This window comes from Gordonia sp. QH-12 (assembly GCF_001578675.1).
Taxonomy (GTDB): domain Bacteria; phylum Actinomycetota; class Actinomycetes; order Mycobacteriales; family Mycobacteriaceae; genus Gordonia; species Gordonia sihwensis.
On record NZ_KQ969306.1, the window covers coordinates 1 to 22,609 of the forward strand.

18 protein-coding genes and 1 tRNA gene are annotated in these 22,609 nt (G+C 68.8%); 15 read left to right on the forward strand and 4 right to left on the reverse strand.

The genetic code is table 11. The features are described 5' to 3' along the window. The first annotated feature begins 284 nt into the window (after positions 1-284). The 4 genes from Y710_RS16985 to Y710_RS17000 all read left to right on the forward strand — a co-directional run bounded on the left by Y710_RS16985 (position 285) and on the right by Y710_RS17000 (position 4,851). A tRNA-Val gene (locus tag Y710_RS16985) sits at positions 285-356 on the forward strand. 257 nt (positions 357-613) lie between these two features. Continuing rightward, positions 614-2,419 carry an ABC transporter ATP-binding protein gene (locus Y710_RS16990; protein WP_062367992.1) on the forward strand — a complete coding sequence of 602 codons (1,806 nt, stop codon included), beginning with the start codon at positions 614-616 and terminating at the stop codon, positions 2,417-2,419. Then, positions 2,419-4,179 (forward strand): ABC transporter ATP-binding protein, encoded by a 1,761-nt coding sequence (locus Y710_RS16995; protein ID WP_045537650.1) that lies wholly within the window; start codon positions 2,419-2,421, stop codon positions 4,177-4,179. Before Y710_RS16990 ends, Y710_RS16995 begins: the two co-directional genes overlap by 1 nt. A 9-nt stretch (positions 4,180-4,188) precedes the next feature. Beyond that, entirely contained in the window at positions 4,189-4,851 is a 663-nt protein-coding gene (locus tag Y710_RS17000) for a TetR/AcrR family transcriptional regulator (RefSeq protein ID WP_006896373.1), read from the forward strand. A 13-nt stretch (positions 4,852-4,864) separates the two neighbouring features. Here Y710_RS17000 and Y710_RS17005 read toward each other — a convergent pair whose 3' ends face one another. From Y710_RS17005 to Y710_RS17015, 3 genes are all read right to left on the reverse strand, one after another. After that, positions 4,865-5,860 (reverse strand): alpha/beta hydrolase, encoded by a 996-nt coding sequence (locus tag Y710_RS17005; RefSeq protein ID WP_006896374.1) that lies wholly within the window; start codon positions 5,858-5,860, stop codon positions 4,865-4,867. Between the two features lie 136 nt (positions 5,861-5,996). Further along, positions 5,997-7,844, reverse strand: coding sequence for an ABC transporter ATP-binding protein (locus tag Y710_RS17010; RefSeq protein WP_062367993.1), 1,848 nt, complete (start codon positions 7,842-7,844; stop codon positions 5,997-5,999). After that, positions 7,841-9,631 carry an ABC transporter ATP-binding protein gene (locus tag Y710_RS17015; protein ID WP_082781349.1) on the reverse strand — a complete coding sequence of 597 codons (1,791 nt, stop codon included), beginning with the start codon at positions 9,629-9,631 and terminating at the stop codon, positions 7,841-7,843. Before Y710_RS17015 ends, Y710_RS17010 begins: the two co-directional genes overlap by 4 nt. Before the next feature lie 203 nt (positions 9,632-9,834). Between Y710_RS17015 and Y710_RS17020 the strand changes: the two genes are divergently transcribed. From Y710_RS17020 to Y710_RS17070, 11 genes are all read left to right on the forward strand, one after another. Then, positions 9,835-11,184 (forward strand): glycosyltransferase 87 family protein, encoded by a 1,350-nt coding sequence (locus tag Y710_RS17020; protein WP_231650087.1) that lies wholly within the window; start codon positions 9,835-9,837, stop codon positions 11,182-11,184. 13 nt (positions 11,185-11,197) lie between these two features. Further along, positions 11,198-13,297 carry a threonine--tRNA ligase gene (gene thrS / locus Y710_RS17025; RefSeq protein ID WP_006896378.1) on the forward strand — a complete coding sequence of 700 codons (2,100 nt, stop codon included), beginning with the start codon at positions 11,198-11,200 and terminating at the stop codon, positions 13,295-13,297. A gap of 30 nt (positions 13,298-13,327) precedes the next feature. Continuing rightward, positions 13,328-13,855 carry an ATP adenylyltransferase gene (locus tag Y710_RS17030; protein ID WP_006896379.1) on the forward strand — a complete coding sequence of 176 codons (528 nt, stop codon included), beginning with the start codon at positions 13,328-13,330 and terminating at the stop codon, positions 13,853-13,855. An 8-nt stretch (positions 13,856-13,863) separates the two neighbouring features. Then, entirely contained in the window at positions 13,864-14,562 is a 699-nt protein-coding gene (gene pgsA / locus Y710_RS17035) for a phosphatidylinositol phosphate synthase (protein WP_006896380.1), read from the forward strand. A 2-nt stretch (positions 14,563-14,564) separates the two neighbouring features. Further along, entirely contained in the window at positions 14,565-15,485 is a 921-nt protein-coding gene (locus Y710_RS17040) for a phosphatidylinositol mannoside acyltransferase (protein ID WP_101841701.1), read from the forward strand. A 4-nt stretch (positions 15,486-15,489) separates the two neighbouring features. After that, positions 15,490-16,614 carry a glycosyltransferase family 4 protein gene (locus Y710_RS17045; RefSeq protein ID WP_006896382.1) on the forward strand — a complete coding sequence of 375 codons (1,125 nt, stop codon included), beginning with the start codon at positions 15,490-15,492 and terminating at the stop codon, positions 16,612-16,614. A 45-nt stretch (positions 16,615-16,659) separates the two neighbouring features. Continuing rightward, complete coding sequence (locus Y710_RS17050; protein WP_231875776.1) at positions 16,660-17,160, forward strand: LemA family protein; 501 nt, start codon at positions 16,660-16,662, stop codon at positions 17,158-17,160. Positions 17,161-17,253: 93 nt separating this feature from the next. Beyond that, positions 17,254-18,159, forward strand: coding sequence for a pyridoxal 5'-phosphate synthase lyase subunit PdxS (gene pdxS, locus Y710_RS17055; protein WP_006896384.1), 906 nt, complete (start codon positions 17,254-17,256; stop codon positions 18,157-18,159). Positions 18,160-18,364: 205 nt separating this feature from the next. Further along, positions 18,365-19,192, forward strand: coding sequence for a PP2C family protein-serine/threonine phosphatase (locus Y710_RS17060; protein WP_062367994.1), 828 nt, complete (start codon positions 18,365-18,367; stop codon positions 19,190-19,192). Continuing rightward, on the forward strand, positions 19,189-19,923 hold the full coding sequence (locus Y710_RS17065) for a hypothetical protein (protein ID WP_197462953.1): 735 nt from the start codon (positions 19,189-19,191) through the stop codon (positions 19,921-19,923). The genes Y710_RS17060 and Y710_RS17065 overlap by 4 nt, the downstream gene beginning before the upstream one ends. Before the next feature lie 104 nt (positions 19,924-20,027). Further along, positions 20,028-20,507, forward strand: a complete 480-nt coding sequence (locus tag Y710_RS17070) for a helix-turn-helix transcriptional regulator (RefSeq protein ID WP_062367995.1) — start codon at positions 20,028-20,030, stop codon at positions 20,505-20,507. A 33-nt stretch (positions 20,508-20,540) separates the two neighbouring features. On the opposite strand, the gene Y710_RS17075 is transcribed toward Y710_RS17070, so the two are convergent. After that, positions 20,541-22,514 (reverse strand): acyl-CoA dehydrogenase family protein, encoded by a 1,974-nt coding sequence (locus Y710_RS17075; RefSeq protein ID WP_062367996.1) that lies wholly within the window; start codon positions 22,512-22,514, stop codon positions 20,541-20,543. Positions 22,515-22,609 lie beyond the last annotated feature (95 nt).

A 22,609-nucleotide genomic window follows, 5' to 3' on the forward strand; every position in this document is an offset into this window, starting at 1 on the left:
GCTACCAGCTGCGCTACATCCGCATACCGGTGAGCTTCCTTGTGGGCGTTGCTCACCAGCGAGAAGAACACTAGCGGCACGTATGTCGTCAAGACAAATCGTGAGGTCAGCGACTTACATGGATGTGATTCCGCAGATGGGAGCGTTCTTGGCGCCCCGGAGACGGGCTCGCGGCCGTTCCTCGCGAGTGTTCCCGGCTTTCGAGCGGGGGATTTGGTGCCGTCGGCCGCGATGTGTAATCTGTTTTCTCGTGCGACCGGCGCAGGTCGTTCATAACTCGATACGGTCCCGTGGCTCAGTGGAAGAGCGTCCCGTTCACACCGGGGAGGTCGCTGGTTCGATCCCAGCCGGGACCACAAGAAGAAGACCCGCAGGTTACTGCGGGTCTTCTTGCTGTTCGACGCGCGACTTGCCACTCGACGCGCGAGCGCGATCGGGACTCGACGACGTTCCGCCTCTCATCCTGCTGTTTCGCAGATCTCGGTCCAGTGAGTGCCTCCTTCTCTCTACTTTCGCCCCGCTCGGGGGCTTGTCATGACCCTGCATCGACCCTATTCTGAACGGACTTCATTAATAGGTATGGCAAACCTAAGATGCATGCGTGAGGAGCGATATGACGACGCTGGAAGCGCCACCGGTGCAGACCGCAGACGACCCGCCGACCGATCCGAAGGTTCAGCAGCGCGAGGACTCCCGCGCGCTCCGCGAACTGATGCGCCCGGTGGCCCCGCAACTGGCCCTCGGTCGTGGACTCGCGGTGATCTCGGGTGTGCTCGCAGTGGTCCCGTACGTCGCGCTGGTGCACATCGGCGAGGTCCTGCTCGATGCGGCCCGTGCGGAGGCACCCGTCGACGGCAATGATGTGAACCATTGGATCGAGATCCTGATCGTCACCTTCACCCTGCGGCTCGCCGTCTATTTCGTGGCGCTGGGCGTCACCCACTTCGCGGACATCCGACTGGGGCATACGATCCGCCTGCGGATGGTGGAACGGTTCTCGCGTGTGCCGCTCACATGGTTCACGTCGACGAACTCCGGCCGCGTGCGGAAATCGCTGCAAGACGATATCGGAACCATCCACCACCTCATCGCCCACCAGCCCGTCGACGGCACCCAGGCCGTGGTCATGCCCCTGGCGTTGACGGCCTACGCGTTCGTCATCGATTGGCGGCTGGGACTGCTGGCCATAGCGACGGTTCCCCTGTACGCCGCCGCGATGGCGTTGGGAATGCGCGGCATGGCGGAGAAGACCGTTGAGATGGACGCCAAGCTCAGCGTGGTCTCGGCACGGATGGTCGAGTTCGTCAAGGGTATCACGGTGGTGAAGGCATTCGGACGGGTGGGCCGCGCGCACAGCGCCTATCAGGAGGCCGCCGGCGATTTCCAGGCCTTCTACTACGCCTGGGTGAAGCCGCTTCTTCGAGTCAGTTCGCTGGGTACCTCCCTGCTCGCGGTCCCATTGGTACTGCTGATCAACATCGGCGGCGGCGCCTGGCTGGTGCACCGCGGCGAGGTCACCACGGCCGACGTGCTCGCCACCTCGCTCATCGCATTGTTGGTCCCGTACGGCATCGAGGTGCTGATGAACTCCATGTGGTCATCGCAGATGGCGGGCGCGTCCGCGCGGCGGCTCACCGACCTGCTCGAAACCCCGACCCTCGACGACGACGGTGTTCGCGCCCAGCCCGAAGGACACGACGTGGAATTCGACCACGTCAGCTACTCGTACGGCGGGCCGGGAGCGGACCTGGCACTCGACGACGTCTCGTTCACCCTCCGCGAGGGCACGATCACCGCGCTGATCGGCCCTTCGGGCTCGGGCAAGTCGACCATCGCGACTCTGCTGGCGCGCTTCGACGATCCCTGCGCGGGGCAGATCCGCCTCGGCGGCGTACCGATCGCCGAGATCGACCACCTCTACCGGCACGTGAGCTTCGTGTTGCAGGAACCGCAACTGCCGTCGATCTCGCTCCGCGACAATATCGCCCTCGGCCGGCCGGACGCGACCGACGAACAGATCCGCGCAGCCGCCCGTGCCGCCCGGATCCTCGACGACATCGAAAGTCTCCCGGACGGCTTCGACACCGTCTACGGCTCGGCGAGCGGGCTCTCCGGCGGTCAGGCGCAGCGCATCGCCATCGCGCGTGCCGTACTGGTCGACGCCCCCGTCCTCATCCTGGACGAGGCCACCGCGCTCACCGATCCGGAGTCCACGCACCAGATCCAGCAGGCGCTCAGTGATCTGGCCCGCGACAAGACAGTGCTTCTGGTGGCGCACCGACCCGAGGTGGTCGAGGGCGTCGATCAGATCGTGCTCGTGGACAGAGGGCGCGTGCTCGCAACCGGCACGCACGACGACCTCCTCGGCGAGCCCGGCTACGCCCGCCTGTGGGAGTCGGTCGAGGAAGGCGAGAAATGATGAACCTGCCACTGATCGACATCATCCCGCGGATGAAGCGGATGGTCTCCGCGCCCGAGGCGCTGGCCCCGGCGTTGCTGGCCGCAGTGCTGGCCGGTCTGGTCGAAGGTCTGGCCCTGGTCGCGTTGCTCCCAGCCATCAGCTCGCTTGCATCCGGCGAACGGGTGTGGGGATCGGGAACCGCGGGATGGCTGATCGTCTTCGCAGTGCTCGCGGCGGCGGCCTTCGCGCTCATCTACATTCAGGAGCGGCGCACGTACGCGGTCGCTCTGGACTTCCTCCACAGCATTCACCGGCTGGTGGGCGACCAGGTGTCGAGACAGCCGCTGGGCTGGTTCGCACGCCCGCTCTCCGGCCGATTGTCGCGGATGGTCTCGTCGGAGTTGATGATGGCGGGCGAGATCTTCGCCCACATGATCGGCCCGCTGGTCTCGCGGATGACTGCGGCGATCGTGATCGTGGTGGCGTCGTGGTTCTGGAATCCGTGGCTCGGTCTGATTCTGACGATCGCCGCACCGGTGTTCGTGATCATCACCCTGGCGTCGACTGCGTTGATGCGCAGTGGCGAGCGGATTCACGAGCCGGAAGAGGTGAACCTGGCGAACCGCATCGTCGAGTACGCGCAGTGCCAGGGCGCACTGCGATCGTGCGGTCGGGGCCGCTCGTTCGCACCATTGGACGCCGCGTTCGGTGACACCCTCCGCGCCCGAAGAAGAGCACAGTGGATCGAGACCGCCGGTCTGTTGCTCTCCGGCATGGCGACCCAGGGAGTGATCGTCGCGCTGATCTCCATCACCGGAGCGCTGGCCGTCTCGGGGGCGCTCGAACCGATTCCGGCGCTGGCGTTCGTCGGTTTCGCACTGCGCTTCACTTCCACCCTCTCCACCATCACCGAGAGCGCGATGAGCCTTGAATCTCGGCGGCCGCTGCTCGACGCCATCGACGAGGTGCTCACCGCCGAACCGCTGCCTGAGCCGCCGTCTCCGGCCGAGTTGACCGCTCCCGGCACGATCGAACTCGACCGGGTGAGTTTCGCCTACCACACCGATCAGGATCCGGTCCTGCGCGACGTTTCGCTCCGGGTGCCCGCCGGTGCGATGGTGGCCCTGGTCGGTCCCTCCGGCAGCGGCAAGACCACGCTGATCAGACTGGTGAGCCGCTTCCATGACGTCGACGCCGGCACGGTGAAGGTCGGCGGCGTGCCGGTGACCGAGCAGACCACCGAGCAACTGATGGGGCAGTTGTCGCTGGTATTCCAGGACGTCTATCTGTTCGACGACACCCTTGAGGCCAATGTCGCAGTCGGCCGGAGCGGCGCGTCGCGGGATGAGATCCGCGCGGCGGCGGACCTGGCCGGCGTCACCGAGATCGCCGAGCGGCTCCCGGACGGCTGGGATTCGCGGGTGGGGGAAGGTGGGCGAGCACTCTCCGGAGGCGAACGGCAACGAGTCGCCATCGCACGGGCATTGCTGAAACGGTCACCGATCGTGCTGCTCGACGAGGCCACCTCGGCGCTCGATGTGGAGAACGAGGCGAACATCGTCGCTGCCGTCGAACGATTGCGCACGCAGGCCACCGTGCTGATCATCGCGCATCGTCTGGAGACGATCGCCGCGGCCGACCAGATCGTGGCGCTCACCGACGACGGGCGAGTGGAGGCGCAAGGCACGCACGAGCAACTCCTGGCCCAGGACGGCACGTACTCGCACTTCTGGAACCGGCTGCACAGTGCGCAGGGGTGGCGGATCGTCGCCGACTAATCTGGACCGGTGCAGGGTTCAAGCTCACCGGACAACCGGCCCGTCCGCGGCGGACGGAAGGTGGGGCGCAAGCCCGCCTTCACCGCCGACGACGTGGTCGCCGCGGCGATCGCCGAGGGCATCGACCGGTTCACGCTCTCGGCGGTCGCCGAACGGCTCGGCGTCGTGACGGCTGCCATCTATCGGCTGTTCCCCTCGCGCGACGACTTGGTGATCGCCTGCCTCGACGCGGCAGGGGCGACCATCGCGCTGCCGGAGCCGGGCAGCCGATGGCGCGACGTACTGCGGTTGTGGGCCGACGAGTGCTGGCGAGTCTGCGACGACTTCCCCGGACTCGCGTTGCTCGTATACGCTTTCGCACCGGCGCCGTCACGGATCGAGCACGTCTTCGCCGCCTACGTCGCGGCCCTGGCGGCGGAGGGGAAGACCCGCGGCCAGGCGATGTTCGCCCTGGACTTCCTGGGCGACTCGGTATTCGCCTCGCACCTGTCGGTGGAGTCGATGCGCGCGGTAGACGAGCGCGGCGACTCCGGACTGGACCGGATCCGCCGGGCGCTCGGTGCGGGCGACACCGCTCTGCGTCCGGACGACTCGTGGATCGACCGCGGGGCGGTCGACACCAAGATCGACTTCATCCTCGCCGGCCTGGAACACCACTGGCCGGAGATCTGAGCCGCGCCCGGCGTCAGGCGCCGATACCGCGGGCGATCTGCGGCCAGGACTTGTGCAGCTGGTCCTGCCAGTACTTCCAGGAGTGCGAACCGGCCGGAACACGGTCGACCGTCGCCGGAATGCGGAGACGGCCCAGTTTCGCGGCCAGGTCCTCGGTGCACTGACGGGTCGCCGCCTCGATCGCGCCGCCGACGACGATCTGGTCGGTGAGCGTCGCCGAGTCCGGGACGTACTGCGGGGTGTCGTACTTGCCGGGCAGACCGGTCGCGGCGCTCAGGTACAGCGAGACGCCGCGCAGCCCGGCGGCGTTCACGACCGGATCGTTCTGACGCCACAGGGGACCGTTGTACGGCCCCCACATGTTCCGGGCGTCGCCGCCGCCGCGGGTCTCGACCACCAGCCGCACATACGTCTGGCCGGGCTGGGTGGAGGTGGCCGCGCAGCCGCTGTAGGCGGCGACGGTGCGATACAGACCCTTGTGGGCGATCGCCAGGTTCAGCACCGAGGTGGCCGACGAGGAGATGCCGGCGATGGCGTTCCGGCCGTTGGTGGAGTAGGTGCTGTCGATGACTGCGGGCAGTTCCTCGCCGAGGAAGGTCGACCACTTGTTGACGCCGAGCTTCTCGTCGGGCTTGAGCCAGTCCGTGTAGTAGCTGAACGCGCCCTTCATCGGAATCACCACGTAGGCGTTCTTCTGTGCGAAGAAGTTCACGACGTCGGTCTTGCCCTGCCAGGTCGCGGAGTCCTCGCCGCCACCGGCCCCGTTGAGGAGATAGAGCACGCCGGCGGGCCGAGACCGGTCCTTCGGCAGAAGGACGGTCAGCGGTATGTCGCGGTTCATCGCCGCCGAGTGCACCACGATGTCGGTGCTGGTGGGACCGGTGGCGCTGGACGACACCAGCGCGGAGGCCGGCGCGGCCGAGACGGGCGCGGCCGGCAGGCTCGCGCCTCCGACGATGAGGGCGGCCGCCGTGGCGGCGAGGGCGATTCGGGAGGGTCTGCGGATCACGGTTCGGAGTTCCTGTCGTCGGGGCGGGGGAGCGGAGCCTTTCGCGGAGCCCTGTCAGGCGAGCGGAGCCCAATCAGGCAATGAGGCTGGTCACATACTTGCACATTCCGTGTCCGCTATCGGCCCTTGTCGAACATCAGGTCGGGCCGCGCCCGTAGATTCGGGCGAACTCACCGCCCGCAGCCAGCAGCTCCGAGGCCGAACCGTGCTCGATGATCCTGCCGTCGGCGAGCACTGCGATCGTGTCGGCGGTCGCGAGCGTGGAGTACCGGTGGGTGACGATGAGCGTGGTGGTGCGGTTCCGCAGTGCCTCCAGACCACGGCCGATGATGAGTTCGGTGCGCGGGTCCGCGGCGCTGGTGGCCTCGTCGAGGATGAGGATGTCGGGGTCGGCGGCGAGCGCTCGCGCGACCGTGATGAGCTGTTTCTCGCCCGCGCTGAGTAGGGTGCTGTCGCCGGAGACCGGCGTCTCGGGTCCGCTCGGCAGCCCTGCCAGCAGCGAGTCGACCATCGCTTCGTCGACCGCCCGGCCATCGGTGGGGCGTCCGTAGTCGACATTCTCGCCCGCCGTCCCGCTGAACAACCACGGATCCTGCGTCACCACCGCCATCATCGACCGCACCTTCGAGCGCGACATCCCCGCGATGTCCTCGCCGTCGATCAGGATCCGTCCGGCGGTCGGGTCGGCGAACCGCTGCAGCAGCCCGGTGAGTGTGGTCTTGCCCGACCCGGTGGCGCCGACCAGCGCGGTGGTGCGTCCGGCGGGCAGCGTCAGGTCGATTCCGCGCAGGACGGGGCTGCCGTCGGCATAGGAGTAGTGCACGCGCTCGAAGGCGACCGTCGGCGGAAGCGTGTGCCGTCCGTGAGCGGCGACCGGCTCATCGTCGACCGCGGGCTCGGGCTCCTCGTCGGCGCCCAGGAACGTGCGCACGCGACCGAATGAGATGAAGCCCGACTGCAGGGTCGGCAGCGTGCTCGACAACTCCGTCATCGGGGCCGAGAGCTGCTGGGTGTACATCACGACGGCCTGCAGGGTCCCGAGCGTGACGGCGCCGTCGAGCATCTTGAGCGCACCGAGGACCGCGATGATCACGAACACCAGGGCGTTGCAGAAGGTGAGGACCGGGGTGATGGAACCGCTCCACGCCTGCCCGCTGCGCGCCGCGCGTTCCAGCCGGCGGTTGAGCTCGTCGAACTCCCGCGAAGTCTGCGGATGTCCGTCATACGCGGCGATCATGTCGTGGGCACCGTAGACGTCTTCGATATGTGCGCTGATCGACGAGGTGGTCCGCCACTGCGCCTGCATGTGCGGGCGGGCGAACCGGACCACCGTGAACGCCAGGGCCGCGGTGACCGGGATCGTGGCGAAGGCGATGAGGGCGAAGAAGGGGGAGAGCAGGATCAGCGCGACCGCCACCGCCACCACGGTGAGCACCAGCACCGGCAGTTGGACGAAGAGCGGGCCGATCACCGTCGACATGTTGTCGACGTCGACGGTCATCGCGTTGAGCACCTCGCCGCGCCGACCGCCCTCGAGTCGGGAGACCGGCAGACGGTGGATCTTGCGCTCCACCCGTTCGCGGATGGTGCGGATCGCGTCCTGAACCGCGCTGTTCACGAGCAGGCCGCTGCCGATGCGGGTGATCGTGACCAGGGCGATGGCGATCAACGCGACTGCGGCGGCGGCCCACAGCCGGTCCCAGTCGATCCCGGCGCCCGGTACCGCGCCGGTGGTCTCGACCACGTTGGCGAGATCGCCCTGCCCGCTTCTGCGGAGTTGCTCGACGGCCTGCTCCCGAGTGTCGCCCGCGGGCAGCCTGGTGCTCACGGCGCCGGAGAAGATGATGTTGGTGAGGCGGGCCAGGAGCACCGGCACGGTGACCGTCGACAGGGCGGCGACCACCGACAGGACCAGCGCGAAGCTCAGCCTGCGGTCGGAGCCGAGGAAACGCCGGAACTCGCGCAGCGCGCGGACGATCCTCATCGTGAGACCCCCGTCGCCACAGTCGGCCCCTCAGGAGCAGGAGCAGGAGCGGCCTGTGCCTGGGCGAACTCGCGGTACACGGCGCATCGGGTGAGCAGGTCCTCGTGGCGTCCAGTCGCGACGATCCGGCCGGCGTCGAGCACGGCGATCAGGTCTGCGGAGCGGACGTTGTCCACCTGCTGGTCGGCCAGCAGAATCGTCGCCTCGGGCAGAGTGGCCCGGATTCCCGAGAGCACCGATTCGGCGGTACTGCGGTCCATCGCCGAGAACGCCGAGTCCAGGCACAGGATCCGCGGTCGCCTCACCAGCGCGCGTGCCACCGCGAGCCGCTGCCGCTGTCCGCCGGAGAAGTTGGATCCGCCCTGCGCCACCTCGGTGGAGAGTCCGCCGCGGTCGACGACGGTCGTCGCCATCTGAGCCGCCTCGAGGGCGCGCCAGAGACGGTCGTCGTCGGCCTCGGCGTCGCCGAGGCGGAGATTCGATTCGACCGTGCCCGCCACCAGTGACTGACCCTGGCCCACGTGGGCGACGGCCGCGCGCAGGTCGGGCAGGTGCCACGCCCCGAGTCGGACGCCGCCGGCCTCCACGGTCCCGGATGCGGGGTCGAGCAGTCTCGGCACCAGCGCGAGCAGCGACGACTTGCCGCTGGAGGTGCCGCCGATCACGGCGGTCACCGTCCCCGGCAGGCACGTCAGCGAGACCGCGTCGACGGCCGGGTGATCTGCACCTTCATACCGCACGGTCGCCGACCGGAAGGTCAGCGGCAACGGACCGTCGACGACGGCGGTCCCGTCGTCGTCCAGGCCCGCGGGACGGTTGATCACGGCCGCCAGGCGGGTGGCGCTGGCGCGGGCGCGGGGGAGCATTCCGGCCAGTGCGATGAACACCGTGATACCCGCGACGATCTGCATCAGGTACCCGGTGAACGCCGTGAGGCCACCGATCGTCAGATGCGAGTCCTCGATCAGACGGGCGCCGAACAGGCTGGTGGCGACGCTCGCCAGATTCGCGATCAACAGGACCCCGGGCAGCAGCATCAACTGCAGTGCCGCGACCCTGCGGACCAGAGCCGTCAGATCGCGATTGACCTCGGAGAACCGGGTGCTGGCGGCCCGCTCGCGGCGGAACGCGCGGATGATCCGGGTACCGCCGAGTTGTTCGCGCAGCACCCGGTTGACGCGGTCGACCGCACCCTGGACGCGCGTGGCCAGGGGCGTGACATAGACGACGAAGATCCCGATGCCGATGCTCAGCACGATGGCGGTGACGACGATGACGGGTGCCAGGCGCACCGACTCCCGCAGCGACATGGCGATCGCACCCACGGTCACCAGCGGTGCCGCCACCGCGACGCTGGTGGTCAGGAACACCGCCTGTCCGACCACCGAGGTGTCGAGGGAGGTCCGAGTCAGGAGCGTGGGCGTTCCGAGTTCGTGATAGGTGGCTGTGGAGAAGTCGGCGACGTGCCGGTACACCGATCGACGCAGGTCGGCTGACGTGCCCGCCGAGAGCGCCGCGCCGAGCGCGATGGCGGCGAGCGAGGCGACCAGTCCGCCGATCGCGACCGCCAGCATGATCGCGCCCATCCGTTCGATGTACGGAACATCGCCCGCCACCACTCCGTTGTCGATGATGAGCGCGTTGAAGGTGGGCTGGGCCAGGCTCGCGGCCATCGCCAGGATCTGGGCGAGGATCACTCCGGCGACGATCGCGCGGCGGTTGCGCATCGACGATGCGGCGAGCCGGACGAGATCGGCGCCCGGCCGGGCCGCGTGTGCTCCACTCACCTGGAACGGCTCCCTTCCCGAGCGACGGCCCCGTGCGGGCGCGTGCTCGTGTCTCATGCGTGCCGGACGCCGGCACCGGATGCCAGTATGGCCAGCGTCGCCGGGCGGAGGGGGCGGACGGGTCGAACTCCACAAAGAACCCTGGTCCGACACCCCTGTGCGCCGTACCGCCTCGGCGGACGGACCGGACGTATTATCGCCGAGTGAAAATCAGCGGGGCGGATACACGTCCGGTGACATGGTCGATGGTGGCACTGGCCGCTGTCGGTGCGGCGTTGATCATCGCCTGGAACATCTGGGTGGCGCCGTTCGACCACCCGGTGTTCGGACTCTTCAACATGGGCATCGACACGCGCGTCTACCGCGGAGGGGCCGCGGCGGTGTGGGACGGACGCCCGCTCTACGACCTCCCTGTGTACAAGGTGTGGCAATTCACCTACACCCCGTTCGCCGCGATCATCCTGGTGCCGCTGGCCTGGATCCCCGAGCACTCCGCCCAGTTCCTGTGGAACGTCGGCAACGTCGTGTGCCTGCTGGGTCTGGTCGCGGTCTCGCTGCGCTCGCTGCGGTTCCGGATCGACGGGCGATTCGTCGCCTTCGTCGTTCTGTTCGCGGTGTCGGTGATCGGTCTCGAACCGGTCCACACCACGTTCTGGAACGGTCAGATCAACCTGGTGCTGGCGCTGATCGTGATCGCGGATCAGGTGCGGCGAAGCGAGCGGATGCGCGGAATCGGCGTCGGGCTCGCCGCCGGTATCAAACTGACCCCGATCTTCTTCACCGCGTACCTGCTGATCACCAGGCAATGGCGCGCCGCGGTGACGGCGGTCGTCACCTTCGGCGTCACCATCGCCATCGGTCTGGCCATCCTCGGTTCGGAGGCGTGGGGGTTCTGGACCGACAGCCTCTCGCAGACCGGGCGGATCGGGCCGATGGACCACCCGGCCAATCAGTCGCTCAACGGCTTCTTCGCCCGACTGGTGCCCATGGGACTCGGGCACACGCCGAGCTGGCTGTGGATTCCGGTGGGTGTGGTCGTCGGACTGCTCGGTCTGTGGGCGGCGTACGCGGCCCACCGCGCCGGCCAGGAACTGCTCGCGTTGAGCATCACCGGCATGACCTCGTGCGCGGTCTCGCCCTTCTCCTGGGGACATCACTGGGTGTGGGTGGTGCCCTTGCTGATGGTGGCGGTGGTGCACTGCTTCGACGCGGCCGACCGGCGCCGCCCGGTCACGTGGCTGTGGTGGCTGGCACCGGCCACGGTGGTGGCGCTGACGTTCACCTGGTGGCATCGGGTCACCGTCGTCGGCCCCCACGGGCACGAGGACATCAAACTCTCGTTCGGTGTGTTCCGGTTCCTCCGGGCCCCGATCGGCCCGGCGTGGGAACTGCCGTTCCGTTTGGCGGGCAGCGGGGCGTATGTCCTGTTGCTCCTGATCACGATCGCGGTCACTCTGTGGATGTGCGACGGGATGCGCGCGATACGATTCAACGCGACCGTGCCGCGTGTCCGTGACCGACATGCGGCAGCCGCCCCTCTCGACACCGAATAGAGGAATCACGACCGTGCCCGACAATGTCGCTGCCGAAAGAGCCCGCCTGCCCGAGACCGTCCGGGTTCCGGCGGGCACTACCGCCGGCGCCGCCATGCGGGACGCGGATCTGCCCGACGGTGTCGAACTGCCCAACAAGGGACCGCAGGCGGTGGTCGTCGTCCGCGAGGCCGACGGCACGCTGCGCGACCTGTCGTGGGCGCCGGAGACCGACACGCTGGTCGAGCCCGTCACCGCGGACTCGGAGGACGGACGCGCGGTGATCCGCCACTCGTGCGCGCACGTGCTGGCGCAGGCCGTCCAGGAGCTGAACCCGAAGGCGCATCTGGGCATCGGGCCGCCGATCACCGACGGCTTCTACTACGACTTCCAGGTGGACGATCCCTTCACCCCCGAGGACCTCAAGGCTCTCGAGAAGCAGATGAAGAAGATCATCAAGTCCGGTCAGCGGTTCTCCCGCCGCGTCTACGAGTCGAAGGACCAGGCGCGGGCCGAGCTTGCGGACGAGCCGTTCAAGCTCGAACTGATCGACGACAAGGGCGCGGCCGACGACGCCGAGGTGATGGAGGTCGGCGGCGGCGAGCTCACCGCCTACGACAACCTCAATCCGCGGACCGGGGAGAAGATCTGGGGCGACCTGTGCCGCGGCCCGCACGTGCCGACCACCAAGTACATCGCCGCCTTCAAGCTGACGCGCAGCTCGGCCGCCTACTGGCGCGGCGATCAGTCGCTCGCCGACCTCCAGCGCGTGTACGGCACCGCCTGGGAGTCCACCGAGGCGATGGACGCCTACCTGGACCGTCTCGCCGAGGCCGAGAAGCGCGACCATCGCCGGCTCGGCGCCGAACTGGACCTGTTCAGTTTCCCCGACGAACTCGGTTCGGGTCTGCCCGTCTTCCACCCCAAGGGCGGCATCATCCGCAAGGAGATGGAGGACTACTCGCGCGAGCAGCACGCTGCCGCCGACTACGAGTTCGTCAACACGCCGCATCTGACCAAGGGGCATCTGTTCGAGGTGTCGAAGCACCTCGACTGGTACGCCGACGGCATGTTCCCGCCGATGCACCTCGACGCCGAGTACAACGACGACGGCACCGTCCGCAAGCCCGGCCAGGACTATTACGTCAAGCCGATGAACTGCCCGATGCACAACCTGATCTACCGGTCGCGCGGGCGGTCGTACCGTGAACTCCCGCTGCGGCTGTTCGAGTTCGGTTCGGTGTACCGGTACGAGAAGTCCGGCGTGGTGCACGGTCTCACCCGGGCCCGCGGCTTCACGCAGGACGACGCGCACATCTACTGCACGCAAGAGCAGGTGGTCGAGGAGCTGACCACCACGCTGAACTTCGTGCTGCAACTGCTCAAGGACTACGGTCTCGACGACTTCTACCTGGAGCTCTCCACCAAGGATCCGGAGAAGTACGTCGGATCGGACGAGGTCTGGGACGAGGCGACACAGACGCTGCGTCAGGTCGGCGAGGCCTCCGGTCTGGAGTTGGTTCCCGATCCGGGCGGCGCCGCGTTCTACGGGCCCAAGATCTCCGTGCAGGTGAAGGACGCGCTGGGCCGCACATGGCAGATGTCCACCCTGCAGCTCGACTTCTTCGAGCCCGAGCTCTTCGAACTCGAGTACACCGCCTCCGACGGCACCAAGAAGCGACCGGTGATGATCCACCGCGCGCTGTTCGGCTCCATCGAGCGGTTCTTCGGCGTCCTCACCGAGCACTACGCGGGCGCGTTCCCGGTGTGGCTGTCGCCGGTGCAGGTGGTCGGCATCCCGGTCGCCGACGCCTTCGCCGACCACCTGCAGGGCGTCGTCCGGCGCCTCAAGGGCCGACGGGTGCGCGCCGAGGTGGACTTCTCCGACGACCGGATGCAGAAGAAGATCCGCAACCACACCACCGCCAAGGTGCCGTTCATGCTGCTCGCCGGCGAGCGGGACGTGGAGGCGAACGCCGTGAGCTTCCGGTTCCGCGACGGAACCCAGCTCAACGGGGTGCCCGTCGACGACGCGATCGTGGCGATCGACGAGTGGGAGGAGTCGCGCCGCAACGATTCGCCGACCGCCGCCACCATGCAGGACTTCCTCGATGCCGCACGCAAGCGTCGATGAGGGAGCAGCGTCGATGAGGGAGCAGCGGCGATGACTGATCCGGATCACCTGCAGCGGTTGTGGACGCCGCACCGCATGAGCTACATCACCGCGGCCGCGCCCAGGCGGGCGGTCGACGGCGGTGAACTCACCGGGCACCCGTTCCTCGACATCCCGCGGATGTCGGACGAGGACGGGCTGATCGTCGCGCGCGGGGAGTCGGTGTACGTGGTGCTGAACCTGTACCCGTACAACCCCGGCCACGCCATGGTGGTCCCGTACCGTCAGGTGGCCGACCTCGAGGATCTCACTCCCGAGGAGAGCCTCGAGTTGATGGCGTTCACGCAGCGGCTGATCCGGGTCATCAAGTCGGTCTCGAATCCGGATGCGTTCAACGTCGGACTCAACCTGGGGGCGCCGGCCGGCGGCTCGCTGTCGGAACACCTGCACCAGCACGTCGTCCCGCGATGGACGGGCGACTCGAACTTCATCACCGTCGTGGGGGACACGAAGGTGCTTCCGCAACTCCTCCAGCAGACGCGCGCGCTGCTGGCACAGGCGTGGAACGAACTTTCTTAAGGACGGAAATGCTCAGCATCCTCGGACGGGCCTCGGTCTCCAAGGTCACCTTGCCGATCGGCCGTGCGCTCATCCGCACCGGGCTGACCCCGGACGCGATGACTCTCGTCGGCACCGTCATCACGGTCGGGGCCTCGATCGCCCTCTTCTCGCAGGGTTACCTCTTCGCGGGCGCCCTCGTCACGTGGGCGTTCGTGATGTTCGACATGCTCGACGGCGCGATGGCCCGCGCCCGCGGCGGAGGCACCAGATTCGGCTCGGTGCTCGACGCCACCTGCGACCGGATCGCCGACGGCGCGATATTCGGAGCGCTCGCCTGGTGGGCGGCCTTCACCGCGCCGCACCGTCCGCTGTTGATCGCGACGCTGATCTGCCTGGTGACCTCGCAGGTCATCTCCTACGCCAAGGCGCGTGCCGAGGCCGCCGGGCTGTACGGCGACGGCGGCCTCATCGAGCGGCCCGACCGGCTCATCATCGTCCTGGTCGGCGCCGGCTTCACCGATTTCCCCGGCCTGCACTGGTGGTGGGCGATCCACGTCGCGATGTGGGCGCTCGCGGTGCTGTCGGTGATCACCGTGGGTCAGCGGATGTGGTCCATCTACTGCTCGCCGGGCGCCCGCGATCTGATCCCCATCGCCGTTCCGGACGAGGCCGGCACGGATGACGGCCCGGACGAGTCCGGCCGCACCGGCGACGGGGAGGCGTGATCGTGCTCGACAAGCTCGCCGAGTACGCTTCCGACTTCGGTTATCGCGCCGGGTGGGCGGCCGTCCGCTGGGCGCCGGAGTCGGTGGCCCGCAGTGTCTTCGACGCCGTCGGGACCGTCGCCGGCCGGCGCGGCGGGGGGCCGGAGCAGTTGCGCAAAAATCTTGCGCGGGTGGTCGGCACGACGCCGGAGCAGGTGCCCGACGCACTCGTCGAACAGGCGATGCGCTCGTATGCGCGGTACTGGCGAGAGGCCTTCCGGCTGCCGACCACCGATCCCGCCGACATCGTGGCCAGTGTGCGGATGTCCGACCACGACCGCCGCGTGGTCGACGAGGTCTGCACGTCCGGTAAGGGCGTGGTGATGGCGCTGCCGCACTCGGGCAACTGGGACATCTGCGGGGTGTGGCTGGTCGCGCACTACGGACAGTTCGCCACCGTCGCCGAACGGCTCAAGCCGGAGTCGCTGTTCGACCAGTTCGTCGCCTACCGGGAGTCGCTCGGCTTCGAGGTCTTCCCGCTCACCGGCGGCGAGCAGCCGCCCTTCCGGCTCCTCGCCGATCGGCTGCGCGCGGGCGGCATCGTCTGCCTGATGAGCGACCGCGACCTGTCGCACAGCGGGGTGCCCGTCGAACTCTTCGGGGAGCGGACGCGGATGCCCGCGGGGCCGGCGAAACTCGCCATCGAGACCGGCGCGACCCTTCTCGCCGTGCACCACAGCTACCCGGACGCCGACACGTCCCTGATCCGCTGCGGCACCGTCATCGACACCTCCGGTGGCGTGGCCGCCGCCACCCAGGCCCTGGCCGACGCATTCGCCGAAGGCATCGCGAGTGCGCCCGCCGACTGGCACATGCTGCAGCCGCTGTGGGAGAGCGACTGGTCGCAGGCGCGCCGCGACCGGCTCGGGGTGGACGGGGAGTAGCGCGGTGAAGATCGGCATGATCTGCCCCTACTCGTTCGACGTGCCCGGCGGCGTTCAGGCGCACGTGATCGAACTGGCGGAGGTCTTCATCGGGCGCGGGCACGACGTGCGGGTCCTCGCGCCGGCCGGGCCGGACGTCCAGGTGCCGGACTACTTCGACTCCGCCGGCCCGGCGCTCGGGATCCCCTACAACGGGTCGGTCTCGCGTGTGACCTTCTCGCCGAAGGCCTACCACCGACTGCGGCGGTGGATCGAGGTGAACGAGTTCGACGTCCTGCACGTCCACGAACCCAACGCGCCCAGCCTGTCGATGCTGTCGCTGATGGTCGCGACCGGACCGATCGTCACCACCTTCCACACGGCGACCACGAAGTCGCTGTGGCTCACGGCGTTCGACTCGATGCTTCGCCAGTACCGCGAGCGGATCTCGGGCAAGATCGCCGTGTCCGAACTCGCGCGCCGCTGGCAGATGGAGTCGCTGGGCAACGACGCGGTGGAGATCCCCAACGGCATCGACGTCGCGTCGTTCGCCGAGGCGACACCGCTCGAGGGCTTCCCGGCGCCGGGCCGGACCGTGATGTTCCTCGGCCGCTACGACGAGCCACGCAAGGGCATCGACATCCTCATGCGCGCCCTGCCGCACATCGTCGAACGCTTTCCGGACGTGACCGTGCTGGTGGTCGGGGGCGGAGACGAGAAGGCGCTGCGACGGCGCGCCCGAGACCTGTCCGGACATCTGCAGTTCCTCGGCATGGTCGACGACGAGACGAAGGCGCGGGCCCTGGCGAGCGCCGACGTATACGTGGCGCCCAACCTCGGCGGCGAGAGCTTCGGCATCGTCCTGGTGGAGGCGATGGCGGCCGGGACGGCGGTGGTGGCCAGCGATCTGGTCGCATTCCAACGAGTGCTCGACGGCGGTGACGCCGGCCGGGTGGTGGAGACCGGCTCGCCGATCGCGCTCGCCGAGGCGGTCGTCGGCCTGCTCAGCGACGAGCAGGCACGGCAGGAACTCATCGCCCGCGGGCGGGCGCGGGCGCAGCGGTACGACTGGAGCCATGTGGCCGACGAGATCCAACGGGTGTACGACACCGTCACGCTGGGCGCCGGTCCCGTCGTGGTGTCGGACTAGGGCCGTGCCGGAAGCCGATCGGAGACGACTGTGACGAATGTGACGATCGTGTGGATCGTCGTCGGCGCGATCGCGGGAGCGGCGCTGCTCTGGCTCGCGATCCTGGCGGCCACGCGCGCGACCCGGCTCGACCGGCTCAACGTGCGCGTCGACCTCGCCTACGAGGCGCTCGTCGCGGCGCTGGAGCGCCGCGCCGTCGTCGCACGGGCCATCGCGTCCACGGCCCCGGACGGCGAGGGCGCCCGTGACCTCGCCGCCGCCGCGACCGACGCCGAAGCCGCACCGCGTCAGGAGCGGGAAGCCGCCGAGAACCGGCTGTCGGTGGCACTGGCCGGGGTGGCCGACACCGACCGGCCACCGGTTCTGGTCGCCGAACTCGCGGATGCCCAGACGCGGGTGACGATGGCGCGGCGCTTCTACAACGACGCGGTCCGCGATGCGCGAGCCCTGGGCGGTCGGCGAATGGTGCGCTGGCTCCGGCTGGGCGGACATTCCCGGCTCCCGGAGTACTTCGAGATCACCGAACGCGTCAGCGGTTCCCGCTGACTCCCTTCCCGCCGGACCCGGCGTTGGTCGGCACCGAGCCGATCGGGTTTACTTGGAGGGACATCCGACACCACTGAACAGGGAGATCAATCAGTGTCCACTGAGGCTCAGAACGCACCGGCGACCGGCACGGCTCGCGTCAAGCGCGGTATGGCCGAAATGCTCAAGGGCGGCGTCATCATGGACGTGGTCACCCCCGAGCAGGCCAAGATCGCCGAGGATGCGGGTGCCGTCGCGGTCATGGCTCTCGAGCGCGTTCCCGCCGACATCCGCGCTCAGGGCGGCGTGTCGCGGATGAGCGACCCGGACATGATCGACGGGATCATCGAGGCCGTGTCGATTCCGGTGATGGCCAAGGCCCGCATCGGTCACTTCGTCGAGGCGCAGATCCTGCAGAGCCTCGGCGTCGACTACATCGACGAGTCCGAGGTGCTGACCCCGGCCGACTACGAGAACCACATCGACAAGTTCGCCTTCACCGTGCCCTTCGTCTGCGGTGCCACCAACCTCGGCGAGGCGCTGCGCCGCATCAACGAGGGCGCCGCGATGATCCGGTCGAAGGGCGAGGCCGGGACCGGCGACGTCTCGAACGCCACCACCCACATGCGCCGGATCCGCCAGGAGATCCGCCGCCTCACCTCGCTGCCCGAGGACGAGCTGTACGTGGCGGCCAAGGAACTGCAGGCCCCGTACGAGCTGGTGGTCGAGGTCGCCAAGGCCGGCAAGCTTCCCGTCACGCTGTTCACTGCGGGCGGCATCGCCACCCCGGCGGACGCGGCGATGATGATGCAATTGGGCGCCGAGGGCGTCTTCGTCGGCTCGGGCATCTTCAAGTCGGGCAATCCGGAGCAGCGTGCCGCCGCGATCGTCAAGGCCACCACCTTCTACGACGACCCGGATCAGCTGGCGAAGGTCTCGCGAGGCCTCGGCGAGGCGATGGTCGGCATCAACGTCGACGACATCCCGCAGCCGCACCGGCTCGCCGAGCGCGGCTGGTGATCCGCCGATAAGGCGCAGCATCGAACGAGGTTCCGCGGCGAGTATCGCCGGGAACCTCGTTCGCGTCTCGAGAGCGAGCCGAAGGTCTCGCTCCGGGGTATCGCGGCGTTGACGCTGTGGTAGAAGTACACTCGCGTGGGCGACGTAACCTGCTGCAGCTGTCGCCGGCGCCACGATCGCAGGACTACAGATCGCAGGGGAGACGATGGACGAACCGAGGATTCTGCGCGACGACGCGCTCACCGGCCGGGACGAGGTCGGAGACGTGGTCGTCGACTGGGCGGTCGTCTGCCATGTCGGTCGGGTTCGCGAAGCCAACGAAGACGCCGCGCTGGCCGTTCCCGGACGGTACATCGTCGCCGACGGCATGGGCGGCCATGACAGCGGCGAGCTGGCGAGCGAGGCGGCGCTGCTGACTCTGGCACAGGCACCGGTGGGGGAGAGTTCCGCCGACACGCGGCGGGACATCGCCGAGTTGCTGGAGAAGGCGCAGGAGCGGATCGGCGAGTTCGGCACCGAGACCGGCCGGCGCGCGGGCACCACGGCCACCGGCGTCGTTCTGGCGATCGAGGACGGTGTTCCGAACTGGGTCGCGTTCAACATCGGTGATTCGCGCACCTATCTGTACTCGGCGGGCGAGCTGCGCCAGGTGAGCGTCGATCACTCCCAGGTGCAGGAGCTCGTCGCCGCCGGATATCTGACGTCCGAACAGGCCCGTGTCGACCCGCGCCGGAATGTCATCACTCGTGCGCTCGGTGCGGGCATGACCGTTCCCGTCGCCGATTACTTCGCCTTCGCCGCAGCCGACGGCGACGTGGTGCTGCTGTGCTCGGACGGGCTCGACGGCGAGTTGAGCGACGACGAGATCGCCGTGATCCTGGAGGCTTCGCCCGACAACGAGGTCGCCGCCGCGGCTCTGGTCGAGGCCGCCCTGGAGTCGGGGGCGCACGACAATGTCACGGTGGTGGTCCTGTCGGCGACACGGCCCGCCGCCGCCGCCGAACCGGACCCGAACGCGACTGCGAGCCAGTGACGGTGCGACCGGAAGCGAGCACCACCTTCGTCGAGTACTGCGGCGAGCGGATGCCCGTGCTTCCCGGAGCACCGTTCTACATCGGCCGTGAGGCCACGCTGACCGTCGACGACAACCCCTATCTGCACCGCCGGTTCCTCGTGTTGCACGACGAGAACGGCATGTGGTGGCTGACGAATCTCGGGACGCATCTGTCCGCGACGGTGACCGCCGCCGACCTCGGCTTCACCGCAACGCTCGGTCCGGGCGCGCGGATGCCGCTCGTGTTCGGTCGCACCAGCATCGTCTTCACCGCCGGCCCGACCACCTACGAGGTACAGGTGCAGGCGGGCTCGCCCGACGTCTCCGCACCCACCGTGGAGACCCTGGTGGGCGGTGACACCACGCGCGGGGTGCCGAATTTCACCGAGAGCCAGCGGCTGGCGATCCTGGTGCTGGCCGAGGCGATCCTGAAGCGCGACGGTACCGGTGCCAGCGCCATCCCGAGTTCGGCGCAGGCCGCGGCACGCTTGGGTTGGCCGCTGACGAAGTTCAACCGAAAGCTCGACAATGTGTGCGACAAGCTCGACATGATCGGTGTGAGCGGCATGCGGGCGGGCGGGGGCAAGCTGGCGACCAACCGCAGGTTGCGGCTCGTCGAGTACGCTCTCTCGACCCGGGTCATCAGTCGTGAGGATCTCCCGCTCCTCGACGCGGAGTACGCGCGCAATCAGGCCTCTGACCAGCAGTGATGACATGGGGAGTTCTCCCCATCGACGGATCTGGCCGAGCCCCATAGCGTTCTCTTCGACAGCCGCGGAACAGTGAGTTCCAGCGCCGAGAAAGGGAATTCGAGATGACCGTCACCGCAATCGCCGCCGCTCCTGCCGCCGCCCCCGCCACCCGCGAGGCCGCACGCACCCGCCACTCACGCGGACCGGGTTCGGCGAGCAGCGGCGCTGCGTCGGCCGTCGACCGCCGTCGCCGGGAGGCGCTCGCCCGGCTCAGCGCCCGGGTGATGCCGTTGCCCGGCCGCCCGCTGTACGCCGCGCCCGCTCCCGCCACTGCGGGCCGGCAGGCCGACGCGGCGGTTCCGGCGGCGCGGCTGCCGCAGCCGACGCTCACCGATCGGGAGGTGGAGGTGCTGCGCACCTGGCTGATGCTCGATTCGAAGCCTGCGGTCGCCGAGGCGCTGTACATCTCGCTCGGCACGGTCAACACCCATCTGACCCGCATCCGGGCCAAGTACGCCGAACTCGGCCGTCCGGCCTCCACCAAGGCCGCGCTCGTCGCCCGTGCGATTCAGGACGACATCGTCGACATCGACGAGCTCTGAGGCCCGGCCGGTCGCCGGTGCACCGGCCGGGGCCTACCGGTGCCGCAGCATCGGCACGTCGAGACCGACCGGCGGCACGCCGAAGGCGTCGACGAGCGTCTGAGCGTGCGGCCGCAGGTCGGCGCAGAGTTCGTTGACGCCGCGACGGACGGCCTTGGCGCGTTCCACGCTGATGTGCCGGTGCATGAGGAACCACGACAGGTCCTCTTCGAGGACCGAGTAGACGAACAGGTCGCGGACCCGCTTGAGCAACCGGCGGGTCTCGCGGTCCTGGACTCGTCCGATCACCTCGACGAAGGTCTCGAGAACGATCCGCTCGATGTGCGCCTGCCCGACCTTGATCAGGTGATCCTGGGTGTCGGTGAAGACCGCTACCGGATCGGCGTCGTCCTCGCGGGCGCGTCCCAGCCGTCCCGCGACCGTCCGGGTGAGGTGATCCTCCCGGTTGCGGAGCAGCCTGAGCTGAGTTCCGGGGTGTGTGAGGGCGCTGTTCTCGGGGTCTCCGTCGGAGCCGTCGAGCAGGGTCTGCACCACCTGCCGCGCCGCGGTCTTCTCCAGCGCGACGCTGCCTGCCATGTTGGCGACGAACCTCACCCATCCCACGGGGTCGAGGTCGCGGATGTCGTCCGCGTACGAGGTGAGCTGCTGCTTGGCGACGAGTTGCGTGAGTACCAGGTTGTCGCCCTCGAAGGTGGTGAAGACGTCGATGTCGCCGCGGAGCAGGGGCAGCAGGTTCTCCGACAGGTACCCGGCGCCACCGCAGGCTTCGCGCGCCTCGGAGATCGCGCGCTGGGCCAGCGCCGTGTGACCGGCTTTGATGGCGGCGGCCTTGGTCTCTAGGCGGCGCATGTCGGCCGGGTCGACGGTGTCCGGGTCCGCGGTCTGCAAGTCGTGGAGTTCGGCGGTGACCTCGTTCTGTGCGAGTGCGAAAGCGTATGCGCGCGCCACCAGGGGGAGAAGCCGTCGCTGGTGTGTGCGGTAGTCCATCAGCAGTAGTTCGCCGTCGCCGCCGGGCGCCTGAAACTGTCGGCGGACCAGGGCGTAGTTCACCGCGAGGGCCAGGCCGAAGCGTCCCGCGGCACCGGCCGAGGCGCCTACGGTGACGCGGCCGCGGACCAGGGTGCCGAGCATGGTGAAGAACCGGCGGTTGTCGGACTCGATGGGGCTGGAGTACGTGCCGTCGGCGGCCACGTCGCCGTACCGGTTGAGCAGGTTGGCGCGCGGGACACGGACGTGGTCGAAGGAGATCCGGCCGTTGTCCACTCCGGGGAGACCGCCCTTGTAGCCGCAGTCGGAGGTGGTGACGCCGGGGAGGTCGGCGCCGTCGGCGTCCCGGATCGGCACCACGAAGCAGTGGACGCCGCGGCCGACCGGTTCCTCGCCCGGCCCGCCGGTGACGAGCTGTGCGAAGACCGCGGCGTAGCGGGCGTGGGCGGCGGCCCCGCCGATGTAGTCCTTGCGCGAGTTCGGCGTCGGCGAATGGATTTCGAACTCTTCGGTGTCGGGTCGATAGGTGGCGGTGGTCTCCAAGTGCTGGACGTTGGATCCGTGGCCGGTCTCCGTCATCGCGAAACAGCCGAGTACGTCGAGGTCGATGAGGCCGCGGACGTATTCGTCGTGGTGGCGTGCGGTGCCGAGGTTCTCGATGGCTCCGCCGAACAGGCCCCATTGGACGCCGGCCTTGACCATCAGTGAGAGGTCGCCGTAGCCGATGGTCTCGATGGCGGTGACGGCTGCGCCCACGTCACCGGTGCCGCCGTGCTCGGCCCGGAAGCCGGCAGCGGGGAAACCGAGGGCGACCATCTCCTTCATCTGGCCGAGCACGCGGGCGCGATAGTCGTCGAGGGACAGTCCGGACTGAGGGAGCAGTGCGTGAGTCTGGATGTGGTCGCGTACGGTGTCGCGGGTGGCGGCCCACCGCCCGTCGAGGACGGTGCGCAACCGGGCGGCCAGATCCGCTCCGGTGTCGTCGGTGCCGGCGTCTGCAGAACTCGTCTCGGGGCTCATGCCCTGACCCTACCGAGGGGTTGCCGACGCCGGGAGCGGAGCGGAGTGCGTGGAGCGGCGTGCGCGGGTCTCGGCAGCTGGTGCGATAATCGCCG